Source organism: Thauera sp. (assembly GCF_047601425.1).
Lineage (GTDB): Bacteria > Pseudomonadota > Gammaproteobacteria > Burkholderiales > Rhodocyclaceae > Thauera.
Map to the genome: position 1 here is coordinate 1,357,798 of NZ_JASGJL010000001.1, position 12,080 is coordinate 1,369,877.

Below are 12,080 nucleotides of genomic sequence, written 5' to 3' on the forward strand. Positions count from 1 at the left end.
CATCAGGCGCTGCGGCGCTTGCGGTAGTTCTCGAGGAATCGGGCGAGGCGGCTGATGGCCTCGCGCAGGTCGTCCTCGTGCGGCAGGAAGACCATGCGGAAGTGCTGGTTGTCCGGATAGTTGAAGCCCGAGCCCTGCACCAGCATCACGCGGGTGGCGCGCAGCACTTCCATGAAGAACTGGCGGTCGTCCTCGATCGGATAGACCTTGGGGTCGAGCCGCGGGAACATGTACAGCGCCGCCTGCGGCTTGACGCAGGTGACGCCCGGGATCGCCGTGATCAGTTCGTAGGCGATGTCGCGCTGGCGGCACAGGCGCCCGCCGGGCTTCACCAGGTCGTTGATGCTCTGGTAGCCGCCCAGCGCGGTCTGGATGGCCCACTGGCCCGGCACGTTGGAGCCGAGCTTGAGGTTGGCCAGCATGTTCAGGCCTTCGATGTAATCCTTGGCATCGTCCTTCGGCCCGGAAATCACCATCCAGCCGGCGCGGTAGCCGCAGGAGCGGTAGGCCTTCGACAGCGAATTGAAGGTCAGCGTCAGCACGTCGGTGGACAGGCTGGCCATCGACGTGAACCTGACGCCGTCGTACAGCACCTTGTCGTAGACCTCATCGACCATCAGCACTAGGCCGTACTCGCGGGCGATCTGGACGATGCCTTGCAGCACGTCGTCGGGATAGATCACGCCGGTCGGGTTGTTCGGGTTGATGACGACGATGCCGCGGGTGCGCGGCGTGATCCGCGCGCGCATGTCGTCGAGGTCGGGCAGCCAGCCCTTGTCCTCATCGCAGCGGTAATGCACCGGCGTGCCGCCGGCGAGGCTGGCCGACGCGGTCCACAACGGGTAGTCCGGCATCGGCACCAGCAGTTCGTCGCCGTCGTTGAGCAGCGCGTTGGTCGCCATCACGATCAGTTCGCTGGCGCCATTGCCGAGGTAGATGTCCTCGAGGGTCACGCCCTCGATGCCGAGCTGCTGGGTGTAGTGCATCACCGCCTTGCGCGCGGCGAAGATGCCCTTGCTGTCGGAATATCCCGCCGAATCCGGCAGATTGCGGATCATGTCCTGCTGGATTTCCTCGGGCGCATCGAAGCCGAACGGGGCCATGTTGCCGATGTTCAGCTTGATGATCTTCTGGCCTTCGTCCTCCATCTGCTTCGCCGCGTCCACGATCGGGCCGCGCACGTCGTACAGCACGTTGTTCAGCTTGACCGACTTGCGGATCGGACGCGCGACGGCGGCGCCCGGCTCGGCCCTGGCGGCCGGTTCGGGGCTGGGCGTTGCGAGTTCGACTGGCTTGTCCGCTTTCATGACTGACCTTTTCGTGCAGGGAGGGAAGGACGGCGGGGAAGAATCCCGGGGATTTACCCCTTGCCGCAAAAGATTGTTATCTTAGCCGCGCTGCCGCACTGCGGCAATTTCCCGGCTCGCACACGAGGCTGCAATGAGGGCCGCATCGAATACCTCATCGAGGCAATGACAAGCGACGAACGATGAAGCTCTACCAGGACAGCAACGACAAGTTCAACGTCGTCACCGGTTATGGCGACGACCACGTGATGGTCAACAAGGTGCGCCACGACGGCAACCTGATCGTGACCGCGGACAGCATCCACACCGGCTGGGCCGCCACTGCCCGCGGCGACCTGGCCGCATTGACGGCCGACGACCTGGCGGCCGTGGCCGAGCTGCGGCCCGAGATCCTCATCGTCGGCACCGGCCGGCGCCAGCGCTTTCCCCCGCCCGCCCTGCTCCGCCCGCTGATCGAGGCCCGCATCGGCTTCGAATTCATGGATCTGCCTGCCGCCTGCCGCACCTACAACATCCTGGTCGGCGAAGGCCGCTCGGTCGCGGTCGCGCTGCTGTTCGACGCCGCGGACTGATCGTCTCCGCTTCGCCCGCATCCCGGCCCAGCGCTCAACAAGCCGCACGGCCGTCGCCGGGCGGACGATTGCGGGCGAAACCTCGCTCCGTTACCCTGCGTCGAAACCCAAGCACGCATGGCAGGGCCACCGCACCCCGCCACCAAGCACGGAATGCCTCTCTTTCCGCTGCGCCCGACACGCGAAGAACATACGGAGAACCGCATGAGCCTTGCCCCCGACTTCACCCTGGCCGCCACGGGCGGCCGCAGCATCACGCTGTCCGGACTGCGCGGCCGCAAGGTCGTGATCTATTTCTATCCGAAGGACAACACCCCCGGCTGCACCAACGAAACCAAGGACTTCGGCGCCCTGCATGGCGAATTCGCCGCCGCCGGCTGCGAAGTTTTCGGCATCAGCCGCGACAGCATCAAGAGCCACGAGAACTTCAAGGCCAAGCTCGAGCTGCCCTTCGAGCTGGTCTCCGATCCGGACGAAGCGGCCTGCGAAGCCTTTGGCGTGATGAAGCTGAAGAACATGTACGGCAAGCAGGTACGCGGCATCGAGCGCAGCACCTTCGTGATCGACGCGGAAGGCTGGATCGCGCGTGAATGGCGCGGCGTGAAGGTACCCGGCCATGCGGCAGAGGTGCTGGCCGTCGTGCAGTCCCTCTGATCCTCGGCGCCCAAGCGTCCCCTTCCCCATTCGAGTCCAGACCATGCCCCCGACCGCCAAGACCAAGGTAGCAAAAGCACAGGCCAAGACCCCGAAAGCCGCCGCGGCCACTTCCGCCAAGCGCGGCAAGACGGTGAAGAAAAACGCCTGCAAGCTCTTCGTGCTGGACACCAACGTGCTGATGCACGACCCCACCAGCCTGTATCGCTTCGAGGAGCACGACATCTACGTGCCGATCATGACGCTGGAGGAGCTGGACAACAACAAGAAGGGCACGACCGAAGTCGCGCGCAACACCCGCCAGGCCAGCCGCATGCTGGACGAGATCGTCAACACCGCGCCCGACGGCATCGACGAAGGAATCGCGCTCGACCTGCCCTCGCGCGGGCTGGCCACCGGCCGCCTGTTCCTGCAGACCGAGGCGATCGACGCCACGCTGCCCGCCGCCCTGCCGACCGCGCGCGGCGACAACCAGATCCTGGCGGTGGTCACCTACCTCGCCGAGCGCCATCCCGAACGCGAAGTCATCCTGGTGTCGAAGGACATCAACATGCGCATCAAGGCCCGCGCGCTCGGGCTGGCGGCGCAGGACTACTTCAACGACAAGGTGCTCGAGGACACCGACCTGCTGTACTCCGGCACGCGCGAACTGCCGGCCGACTTCTGGGAAACCCACGGCCGCGGCATGGAGTCGTGGAAGGAAGAAGGCCATACCTATTACCGCGTGGGCGGGCCGCTGGCGCCCGACATGCTGGTCAACGAGTTCGTGTACGAAACCGCCGGCGACAATCCGCTGCAGGCCTGGGTCAAGGAACGCGACGGCGGCAAGGTGCTGCTCGAGACCCTGGTGGACTACAGCCACCAGAAGAACAACGTGTGGGGCATCACCGCGCGCAACCGCGAGCAGAACTTCGCGCTGAACCTGCTGATGAACCCGGACATCGACTTCGTCACCCTGCTGGGCCAGGCCGGCACCGGCAAGACCTTGCTGACGCTGGCCGCCGGCCTCACCCAGGTGCTGGAAACCAAGCGCTACTCCGAGATCATCATGACCCGCGTGACGGTTTCGGTAGGCGAGGACATCGGCTTCCTGCCCGGCACCGAGGAAGAGAAGATGGCGCCGTGGATGGGCGCGCTGGAGGACAACCTCGACGTGCTCAACGGCACCGCGGGCGAAGGCGGCGACTGGGGCCGCGCCGCCACGCGCGACCTGATCCGCAGCCGGATCAAGATCAAGAGCCTGAACTTCATGCGCGGGCGCACTTTCCTGAACAAGTTCCTGATCATCGACGAAGCGCAGAACCTGACGCCCAAGCAGATGAAGACCCTGATCACCCGCGCCGGCCCCGGCACCAAGGTGGTGTGCATGGGCAACATCGCCCAGATCGACACACCCTACCTCACCGAAGGTTCGTCGGGTCTGACCTTCGTCGTCGATCGCTTCAAGGGCTGGGCGCACTCGGGCCACATCACGCTGCAGCGCGGTGAACGCTCGCGTCTGGCCGACTACGCTGCCGACGTGCTGTAAGGCATCGCCGGCGGGCGCGCAAACCGCCGCAGATTCGCGGCAGTTTGCGCGCGGACAAACCATTGTTGCGGCGGCCCCCTATAATCGGCGCACCTGACCGACGACAGAGCCGTCATGATCGCCAATGCCGCCGACCTGCTGGTGGGAGCCAGCACGGATTTCCTGCGCCACTTTTCGCCCTTCGACCGCATGGAGGCCGACGCCCTCGCCTTCCTTGCGGAACGTGCCGCGCTGGCCTTCCACCCGCGCGGCAGCGAGATCCTGACCCCCGAGATGGGGGTGCCGCGCCATTTCCACATCATCCAGCGCGGCAAGATCCAGGCCCGGCAGGCCGAACCTGCCGTGCTGACCGAATACACCAGCCTGCCGCTCGGTCCGGGCGAATGCTTCCCGATCGGCGCGGTTTCCGCCCAGCGCCCGTCAACCAATGCCTACGTGGCGATCGAAGACAGCTTCTGCTTCCAGATCGGCGCCGACGACTTCCTGCAGCTGATGGAGATGAGCCCGGCCTTCCATCTGTTCTGCACGCAGTACATCGCCAGCCTGCTCAACCAGTCGCGCCAGCAGCTGCAGACCACCTTCGCACAGCGGGCGGCCGAGCAGCAGACGATGACGACCTCGCTGGGCCAGCTGATCAAACACGAGCCTGTCTGCGTCACCGCCGACGTGCCGACGCGCACGGTGCTCGAACAGATGAATGCGCAGCACATCGGCTGCATCGCGGTGGTCGACCCCGAGCGCCATCCCATCGGCATCCTGACGCAGAGCGACCTGCTGCCGCGCGTGATCCTCGCCGCCTTCGACCTGGACAACCCGATCGGCGAGCTGATGACGGCCAACCCGCACCAGCTCGCCGTCACGGCTTCGGCCTACGACGCCGCACTGGCGATGGCCACGCACGGCATACGCCACATGCTGGTGGTCGACGCCGAAGGCCGGCTCAGGGGCGTCGTCTCGGAACGCGACCTGTTCACGCTGCAGCGCATCGGCCTGCGCCAGATCCGCGCCGGCATCGACAACGCGGCGGACATCGAATCGCTGCAGCGCGCGAGCAAGGACATCCGCCAGCTTGCCCTCAACCTCATCGCCCAGGGCATCGGCGCCGAACAACTCACCCAGTTCATCTCGACGCTCAACGACGCACTGACCCGCCGCATCATCCAGCTCGCGCTGGAGAACCATGACCTGACCGGCATCAATTTCGGCTGGATGGCTTTCGGCTCCGAGGGCCGGCACGAACAGACGCTATCCACCGACCAGGACAACGGCATCATCTGGCAATGCGCCGACTGGGAAAACCCGGTATCGATCCGCAGCAGGCTGATCGCCTTCGCCAGGGAGATCAACGCCAACCTTGCCCTCTGCGGCTTTCCGCTGTGCCAGGGCAACATCATGGCAAGCAATCCGGAACTGTGCCTGACACTCGACGAATGGAAGTCGCGCTTCGGCGCCTGGATCCGCGAACCCGACCCGGAAGCCCTGCTCAACGCCTCGATCTTCTTCGATTTCCGTGTGCTGTACGGCAACGAACGCCTCGGTGACCAGCTCCGCAGTTGGCTCAACAAGACCGTGCGCGGCAACGCCGCCTTCCTGCGCATGATGGCCGCCAATGCGCTGTCGGTGACGCCGCCGCTCGGCCGCCTGCGCGACTTCGTCGTCGAGGAGAACGGCTGCATCGACCTGAAGAAATCCGGCGCCCGGCTGTTCGTCAACGTCGCCCGCATCATCGCCCTGCGCATCGGCATCGACTCCAGCAGCACTGCACAGCGCCTGCGCCAGGCCAGCGGCAAGATGGGCGTATCCACCGACGAAGTGTCGGCGATCATCGACGGCTTCCACTTCATCCAGCTGCTGCGCCTGCGCTCCCAGCACCTCGAGACCGAGCATGGCGCGCCGGACGACAACCAGGTCGATCCCGACACCCTCAACGAACTCGACCGCCGCATCCTGAAGGAAGCTTTCCGCCAGGCGCGCAAACTGCAGATTCGCATCAAGCTCGATTACCAGCTATGAGCTCCTGGATAAGCCGTTTTCTCGCCCCATCGTCCACAGAAGAGCCACTCTCGGACGAGGGTACCCTGGCCCTTCAGCGCTGGGCTGAGCAGGCGCCGGCCGACACCGGCACGGCGCATTTCGAGACCCGTTACGTGGTCGTCAACACCGAGGCAAGCGGCCTGGACGTCGACAGGGACCGGCTGATCGCCGTCGCCGCGCTGGCCGTGGACGGCGGCCTGCTCGCCCCACGCGACAGCTATTACGGCACCCTCGCGCCCAACCCTGCATCCACTCTGGCCGAGCTGCTTGGCGTGGCCGGCAAGGCGCCGCTGGTCGTGTTCAACGCCGCCCTCAACCGCAGCCTGCTCGAACACGCGTTCGACAAGCATCTGGGCATCGAGTCGGACGATCTGTGGATCGATCTCTACTTCCTGCTGCCCGCGCTGTTTCCGGAGCGCATCGAGCGCCCGGCAAAGCTCGCAGCCTGGATGGAGAGCTTTGGCATCGAGACCTTCCAGCGCCACCATGCCCTCGGCGACGCCTGGGCCATTGCCCAGCTGTTCCTTGCCGCGCAGGCCCGGGCCGCGGAACAGGGCGCGCATACGCCTCGCGCACTCGCCGAGGTCGAACGCAGCCAGCGGCAGTATCGCAACCGGCTGTAGGCGGAAGCGCCTACAGTGCTGCCCAAGGCTTTGTCCAGTGCGCATGCCACATGCTTGTTTACAAGCATGTTACATCTGCGTATATTCCGCCGAATGCAAATTCGCCCGTTCTTCCTCGTGCTGACCCTTGCCCTTTCGGGGGTCCAGACCGCGCACGCGGAGGAGCCCAGGCAGCAGATGATGGTGGATGCTGCGGCGGACGACGGCAGTGACTACGGTTCGGCCGCCGAACAGCTCGTCGATCAGGCCCTTGCATACCTCGGCGTACGCTACCGCTTCGGCGGCACCTCCCCCGAAACCGGCCTCGACTGCAGCGGCCTGGTATTGAACGTCTTCCGTAACGCGATCGGCTTCGACCTGCCGCGCACAGCCTCCGAAATGTCCCGGATGGGCGACAAGATCGGCCGGCAGGAGCTGAAGCCGGGCGATCTCGTCTTCTTCAATACCATGCGCCGCGCCTTCTCCCACGTCGGCATCTATCTGGGCGACGGCAAGTTCGTGCATGCGCCGTCGTCTGGCGGCAAGGTCCGCGTGGAGGCGCTTTCGAGCAGTTACTGGTCCAAGCGCTTCAACGGCGCCCGCCGCCTGGTCGACGAAGACAGCAGCACCGGCACGGACAGCTTCACCCCCCTCCGCTGACCTGATTCCGGCTTGCTCGGCCCCTTGCCGGATGTGCCCGAGCCATCTCCAGCAATACGTCGGAAAAGCAAAAGGCGCTCGATTGCCTCCCGCACGAGGCAATCGAGCGCCTTTTCATCGCATGTGGCCAAGCCGGCAGGCCGGCCGAGAGTCCGGCACCGTTCCTGCAAGCATCCTCAGTGTTTTTGTCGACACTTCTTTGCCACGGTGCACGTCGAACACTTCTCCGCCATGCGCTGGCCCAATGCCTGCTGCAGCGCGCAGGTCGAGCGCCTGCAGCACACGAACATCACACCTTCGCGGTTGGCGGCCTCACGGAAGCGCTGCATGACGTTGTGGCCGATGAAATCGGTAAACAGGATCACCATGCCGATTCCTGCCGGCAGGGAGCTGCTGCGGCGCTGGTGAGTCGTGTCCCGGCCACTGACATGGCCGGCGATGCGAATGCCGAAGTTCGACAGGATGTCGGGAATGTTGCCGAGACGGTCTGCGCCAACGAGAAGTGCGTCCATGTTCCAGATCCGATAGTTGCGAATGATTATCAATATTAAGACACGAAATCGGCCACTTTGCAACTGCGAACTCTTCTCGTTTAATATTCGGGCTTCAACGATAACCATGGAAGACTGACGCACATGATCAAGAAGGCCACTGTCGTCGCCCTGCTCTCCGCGTTCACCCTTGCAGCCCCGAGTGCGTACGCGGCTGACACCGAACTGAACATCTACTCAGCCCGCCACTACCAGACCGACGAAGCCCTGTACGGCAACTTCACCAAGCAGACCGGCATCAAGGTCAACCGCATCGAAGCCAAGGAAGACGAACTGCTTGAACGCATCCGCAACGAAGGCGCCAACAGCCCGGCGGACATCTTCGTCACCGTGGACATTTCCCGCCTTGCCGCTGCCGACCAGATGGGCATCTTCACGCCGGTGAAGTCGGCGGTGCTGGAAGAACGGATTCCGGCCAATCTGCGCACCGAGCGCTGGTTCTCGTTCTCGCAGCGCGCGCGCATCATCGTCTACAACCCGGAGCTGGTTCAGGCCGGGCAGGTCCAGACCTACGAACAGCTCGCCGATCCGGCGCTCAAAGGCAAGGTGTGCACCCGCTCGGGCAGCCACCCCTACAACCTGTCGCTGGGTGCCGCGCTGATCAAGCACAACGGCGAGGAAGCCACCGCCAAGTGGGCCAGCGGCGTGGTGGAAAACTTCGCCCGCGCGCCCAAGGGCGGCGACACCGACCAGATCAAGGCCGTCGCGGCCGGCGAATGCGGCGTGACGATCGCCAACAGCTACTACCTTGCCCGCCTGATGAATTCGCCTCGCCCGGTGGATCAGGAAGTGGTCGCCAAGGTCAAGGCGGTGTGGCCCAACCAGCAGACCTGGGGTACCCACGTCAACGTTTCCGGTGCCGGCATGCTGAAGACCGCTCCGCACAAGGAAGCCGCGGTCAAGTTCCTCGAGTACCTGGCTTCCGACGAGGCCCAGGCCTATTTCGCCAACGGCAACAACGAATGGCCGGTCGTGCCGTCGGTCAAGGTCGACAACGCCGCGCTCGACAAGCTGGGCGCGTTCAAGGCGGATTCGATCCAGATCGGGGAACTGGCCGACACCGTCGCCGACGCACAGAAGATCTACGATCGTTCGGGCTATCGCTGACAGACAGGACCAGCGGACGAACCCCGATCATCTTCGGGGCGTTCCTCGCTGACGGGCTTCGTGCTTCAGGGCACGAAGCCCGTTTCCTTTTCGCCCTCGGCCCCGCTGCTGCACGCCCGCCCCGCCAGCACCGCACGATTGCGGCCAGTACGCTTGGCCTCATACAGCGCCTCATCGGCGCGGGTGAAGATTTCGTCGAAGCCTTCTGCTTCAGGATCGAGCATGGCGACACCGATGCTCACGGAAAAGCGCAAGGGCCTGCCATCGACGATGGCCGGATTCGACTCGATCAGTTCGCGCAGCCGCCCGGCCGCGCGCAGCGCGCCCGCATCGCCCTCGATGCAGGGCAACAGGACGCCGAACTCCTCGCCGCCCAGGCGGGCGAACACATCGGCCTCGCGCAGATGGAGGGAAACCAGTCCGGAAAAGTGCCGCAACACCTCATCGCCGGCCGCATGCCCGTGTGTATCGTTGATGCGCTTGAAGTGGTCCAGGTCGAGCAGCAGCAGGCAGGCCTGCGAACCATGACGGCGTACCCGGCCCAGTTCGCCATTGACCATCTCGGCGAAATTGCGCCTGTTCCACAGACCGGTCAGCGGATCGCTGGTCGCCAGCAGCAACAGGCTCTCCTCCATCGCCTTGCGCGAACTGATGTCCTGATGCAGGCCGACGGCACGCATGGGCTTGCCTTCGTCATCCCGCTCCAGCACACGCCCGGAATCCTGCACCCACACCCAGCGGCCGTCGGCATGGCGGAGACGGTACTCAGCGCGGTAGGACTCGGTTTCTCCCCGCAGATGGCGTTCCAGCGCGGACTGGATGCCGCTCCAGTCGTCCGGATGCACGAGCACCTCCCAGGACGACACATCCGGCTCGAGCTCCTCGAGCTGCCGACCCAGCATGGATGCCCACAAGGGACTGAAGGACATCCTGCCGGACGGAATGTCCCAGTCCCACACGCCGAGCGAAGCGCTCTCCAGCGCCATCAGCAGGGCGCGCTGCTCCATCAGCGCCATGGGCGGCTCCCTGCGGCAAACGGCACGCAGAGCGCCAGAGCCCGGCGAATCGGCGCAAACCCGGGCGCTTCGCCGGCCGTGCGGGCCAGCGGAGCGGGGGCATGAGTGGGCTTCGTTGCAATCTGCATGTTTTCGCATCGTCCGAAAATGACGGGCGGGTCAAACCGGCAAAAGCGCCTCGCCGGCAAGAAATCTCCCGCGCGATTATCCTCGATGCGAATCAGCCGGGAAAGGCATCAGCATCACGCTCGTGCGCGTCTTCCTTGCAGCCAGCCCGGATCAGTCCTTTCGCCTGCCGCTCTTCAGGATCTGGCGCGACAGCACGATCATCGGCAGCAGGCCGACGACGACGATGGTCAGCGCCGCGGTCGAGGCCTCGGTCAGGCGTTCGTCGGCCGCCAGGGTGTGCGCCTGCGTCGCCAGGGTGTCGAAATTGAACGGCCGGATCACCAGCGTGGCCGGCAGTTCCTTCATCACATCGACGAACACCAGCAGCGCCGCCGACAGCAGGCTGCCGCGCAGGATCGGCACGTGCACCCGGCGCAGCGTCGCCCATTTGCCGAAGCCCAGGCTGCGCGCGGCATCGTCCATGCTGGGCGTGATCTTGCCCAGGCTGGATTCGACCGCATGCAGCGCCACCGCCAGGAAGCGCGCGAGATAGGCATAGACCAGCGCGGCGATGCCGCCGGTCAGGATCAGGCCCGGATTGACGCCGAACACCGCCTGCCAGCCCTGCGCCAGCCAGGCGTCGAGCCGCGTCACCGGGATCAGCACGCCGACCGCGATCACCGAGCCCGGCACCGCATAGCCGAGGCCGACGATGCGGTTCAGCGCCGCCGGCAGCGAAGACCGGGCAAGCCGCGCCGCGTAGGCCAGCACCACTGCCAGCACCACTGCGATCATCGCCGTCACCGCGGCCAGCACGAAACTGTTGCGCGCCAGCTGCAGGAAGCGCGGGCCGAACTGGGCATCGCCTTCGGCGAAGGCCATCTGCAGCAGCAGCCCGGCCGGCAGCAGGAAACCCAGCAGCAGCGGCATGAAGCAGGCGAAGCTCGCCAGCAGCCCCCAGCCCGGCGACAGGCGCTTGCGCGCCGGCGCGCCCTGCTGGCGCGAGGTGTTGTTGAAGCGTGCCCGCCCCCGGCTGGCGAACTCCAGGCTCAGCACGATGACGACGAAGGCCAGCAGCGCGGCGGCAAGCTGGGCCGCGGCGACGCGGTCGCCGAGCGAAAACCAGGCGCGATAGATGCCGGTGGTGAAGGTCTGCACGCCGAAATACGACACGGTGCCGAAATCGGCCAGTGTTTCCATCAGCGCCAGCGCCGTGCCGGCCACCACCGCCGGCCGCGCCAGCGGCAGCGACACGCGCACGAAGCAGGCCCAGGGCCCGAGCCCCAGCGAACGCCCCGCCTCCAGCATGCCGCCGGCCCGTTCCAGGAAGGCGGCACGGACCAGGATGTAGGCATAGGGATAGAGCACGAACATGAACATCGTCACCGCGCCGCCGACCGTGCGCACGTCGGGGAACCAGTAGTCGCCCGCGCGCCAGCCGAACAGCTCGCGCAGCCCGGTCTGCACCGGCCCGACGAACTGCAGGAAGTCGGTATAGACATAGGCCATCACGTAGGCCGGCATTGCCATCGGCAGGATCAGCGCCCATTCGTAGAATCGCCGCCCCGGGAAATCCAGCATCGTCGTCAGCCACGCCGTGGTGACGCCGATCGAAGCCACGCCCAGGCCGACGCCGAGGCACATCACCACGGTATTGACGACGAACTCGCCCAGTACCGTTTCGCTGAGATGCGTCCAGGTTTCGCTCGTCCCCCCCGTGAAGACGTTGGAGAACACCGACAGCACAGGTGCGGCGATCAAGGCCGCGATGATCACCGCGGCCACGGTCAGAGATGACCAGCGCAGGCCCGTTGCGGCCTGCCCTCCCTTGTTGTTCATTCGAATTCCGTCGTTGTCGGACCCGGGCTGCCGCCGTCTGGTCCCTTGCAGAAGAGGAGAATTATAATTGATCGCATTTGCTGCGCGTCGCAATGCAATAAT

At 65.4% G+C, this 12,080-nt stretch carries 11 protein-coding genes; 7 read left to right on the plus strand and 4 right to left on the minus strand.

The annotated features are described in order from the left end of the window. Positions 1–2: 2 nt before the first annotated feature. Positions 3–1,307, minus strand: coding sequence for a pyridoxal phosphate-dependent aminotransferase (locus QM748_RS06635; protein WP_415246235.1), 1,305 nt, complete (start codon positions 1,305–1,307; stop codon positions 3–5). Positions 1,308–1,489: 182 nt separating this feature from the next. Here QM748_RS06635 and QM748_RS06640 point away from each other — a divergent pair, with 182 nt between their 5' ends. The 6 genes from QM748_RS06640 (at position 1,490) to QM748_RS06665 (ending at position 7,357) form a co-directional block, all read left to right on the plus strand. After that, on the plus strand, positions 1,490–1,879 hold the full coding sequence (locus QM748_RS06640; protein ID WP_415246236.1) for an Mth938-like domain-containing protein: 390 nt from the start codon (positions 1,490–1,492) through the stop codon (positions 1,877–1,879). Positions 1,880–2,083: 204 nt separating this feature from the next. After that, positions 2,084–2,533 (plus strand): peroxiredoxin, encoded by a 450-nt coding sequence (locus tag QM748_RS06645; RefSeq protein ID WP_415246237.1) that lies wholly within the window; start codon positions 2,084–2,086, stop codon positions 2,531–2,533. A gap of 43 nt (positions 2,534–2,576) precedes the next feature. Continuing rightward, positions 2,577–4,061, plus strand: coding sequence for a PhoH family protein (locus tag QM748_RS06650; RefSeq protein ID WP_415246238.1), 1,485 nt, complete (start codon positions 2,577–2,579; stop codon positions 4,059–4,061). Between the two features lie 114 nt (positions 4,062–4,175). After that, positions 4,176–6,074 carry a DUF294 nucleotidyltransferase-like domain-containing protein gene (locus QM748_RS06655; protein WP_415246239.1) on the plus strand — a complete coding sequence of 633 codons (1,899 nt, stop codon included), beginning with the start codon at positions 4,176–4,178 and terminating at the stop codon, positions 6,072–6,074. After that, complete coding sequence (locus QM748_RS06660; protein ID WP_415246240.1) at positions 6,071–6,718, plus strand: PolC-type DNA polymerase III; 648 nt, start codon at positions 6,071–6,073, stop codon at positions 6,716–6,718. The genes QM748_RS06655 and QM748_RS06660 overlap by 4 nt, the downstream gene beginning before the upstream one ends. A 93-nt stretch (positions 6,719–6,811) precedes the next feature. Beyond that, complete coding sequence (locus tag QM748_RS06665) at positions 6,812–7,357, plus strand: C40 family peptidase (protein ID WP_415246241.1); 546 nt, start codon at positions 6,812–6,814, stop codon at positions 7,355–7,357. 176 nt (positions 7,358–7,533) lie between these two features. On the opposite strand, the gene QM748_RS06670 is transcribed toward QM748_RS06665, so the two are convergent. Further along, positions 7,534–7,869, minus strand: coding sequence for a DUF2325 domain-containing protein (locus tag QM748_RS06670; protein ID WP_068635153.1), 336 nt, complete (start codon positions 7,867–7,869; stop codon positions 7,534–7,536). A 123-nt stretch (positions 7,870–7,992) separates the two neighbouring features. Between QM748_RS06670 and QM748_RS06675 the strand changes: the two genes are divergently transcribed. Continuing rightward, the gene (locus tag QM748_RS06675) at positions 7,993–9,015 is read left to right on the plus strand and encodes an extracellular solute-binding protein (protein ID WP_415246242.1); all 1,023 of its coding nucleotides are present in this window, start codon (positions 7,993–7,995) and stop codon (positions 9,013–9,015) included. Between the two features lie 65 nt (positions 9,016–9,080). Here the strand turns inward: QM748_RS06675 and QM748_RS06680 are convergent, their stop codons facing one another. Then, on the minus strand, positions 9,081–10,031 hold the full coding sequence (locus QM748_RS06680; RefSeq protein WP_415246243.1) for a GGDEF domain-containing protein: 951 nt from the start codon (positions 10,029–10,031) through the stop codon (positions 9,081–9,083). A 279-nt stretch (positions 10,032–10,310) separates the two neighbouring features. Continuing rightward, a complete protein-coding gene (locus QM748_RS06685) occupies positions 10,311–11,978 on the minus strand; it encodes an ABC transporter permease (protein ID WP_415246244.1) in 1,668 nt (555 codons plus the stop codon). Positions 11,979–12,080: the final 102 nt, after the last annotated feature.

Excerpts from the sequence above, each read along its gene's own strand:
- QM748_RS06635 (WP_415246235.1), bottom strand. The coding sequence starts at position 1,307 with ATGAAAGCGGACAAGCCAGTCGAACTCGCAACGCCCAGCCCCGAACCG.
- QM748_RS06640 (WP_415246236.1), top strand. The coding sequence starts at position 1,490 with ATGAAGCTCTACCAGGACAGCAACGACAAGTTCAACGTCGTCACCGGT.
- QM748_RS06645 (WP_415246237.1), top strand. The coding sequence starts at position 2,084 with ATGAGCCTTGCCCCCGACTTCACCCTGGCCGCCACGGGCGGCCGCAGC.
- QM748_RS06650 (WP_415246238.1), top strand. The coding sequence starts at position 2,577 with ATGCCCCCGACCGCCAAGACCAAGGTAGCAAAAGCACAGGCCAAGACC.
- QM748_RS06655 (WP_415246239.1), top strand. The coding sequence starts at position 4,176 with ATGATCGCCAATGCCGCCGACCTGCTGGTGGGAGCCAGCACGGATTTC.
- QM748_RS06660 (WP_415246240.1), top strand. The coding sequence starts at position 6,071 with ATGAGCTCCTGGATAAGCCGTTTTCTCGCCCCATCGTCCACAGAAGAG.
- QM748_RS06665 (WP_415246241.1), top strand. The coding sequence starts at position 6,812 with ATGCAAATTCGCCCGTTCTTCCTCGTGCTGACCCTTGCCCTTTCGGGG.
- QM748_RS06670 (WP_068635153.1), bottom strand. The coding sequence starts at position 7,869 with ATGGACGCACTTCTCGTTGGCGCAGACCGTCTCGGCAACATTCCCGAC.
- QM748_RS06675 (WP_415246242.1), top strand. The coding sequence starts at position 7,993 with ATGATCAAGAAGGCCACTGTCGTCGCCCTGCTCTCCGCGTTCACCCTT.
- QM748_RS06680 (WP_415246243.1), bottom strand. The coding sequence starts at position 10,031 with ATGGCGCTGATGGAGCAGCGCGCCCTGCTGATGGCGCTGGAGAGCGCT.
- QM748_RS06685 (WP_415246244.1), bottom strand. The coding sequence starts at position 11,978 with ATGAACAACAAGGGAGGGCAGGCCGCAACGGGCCTGCGCTGGTCATCT.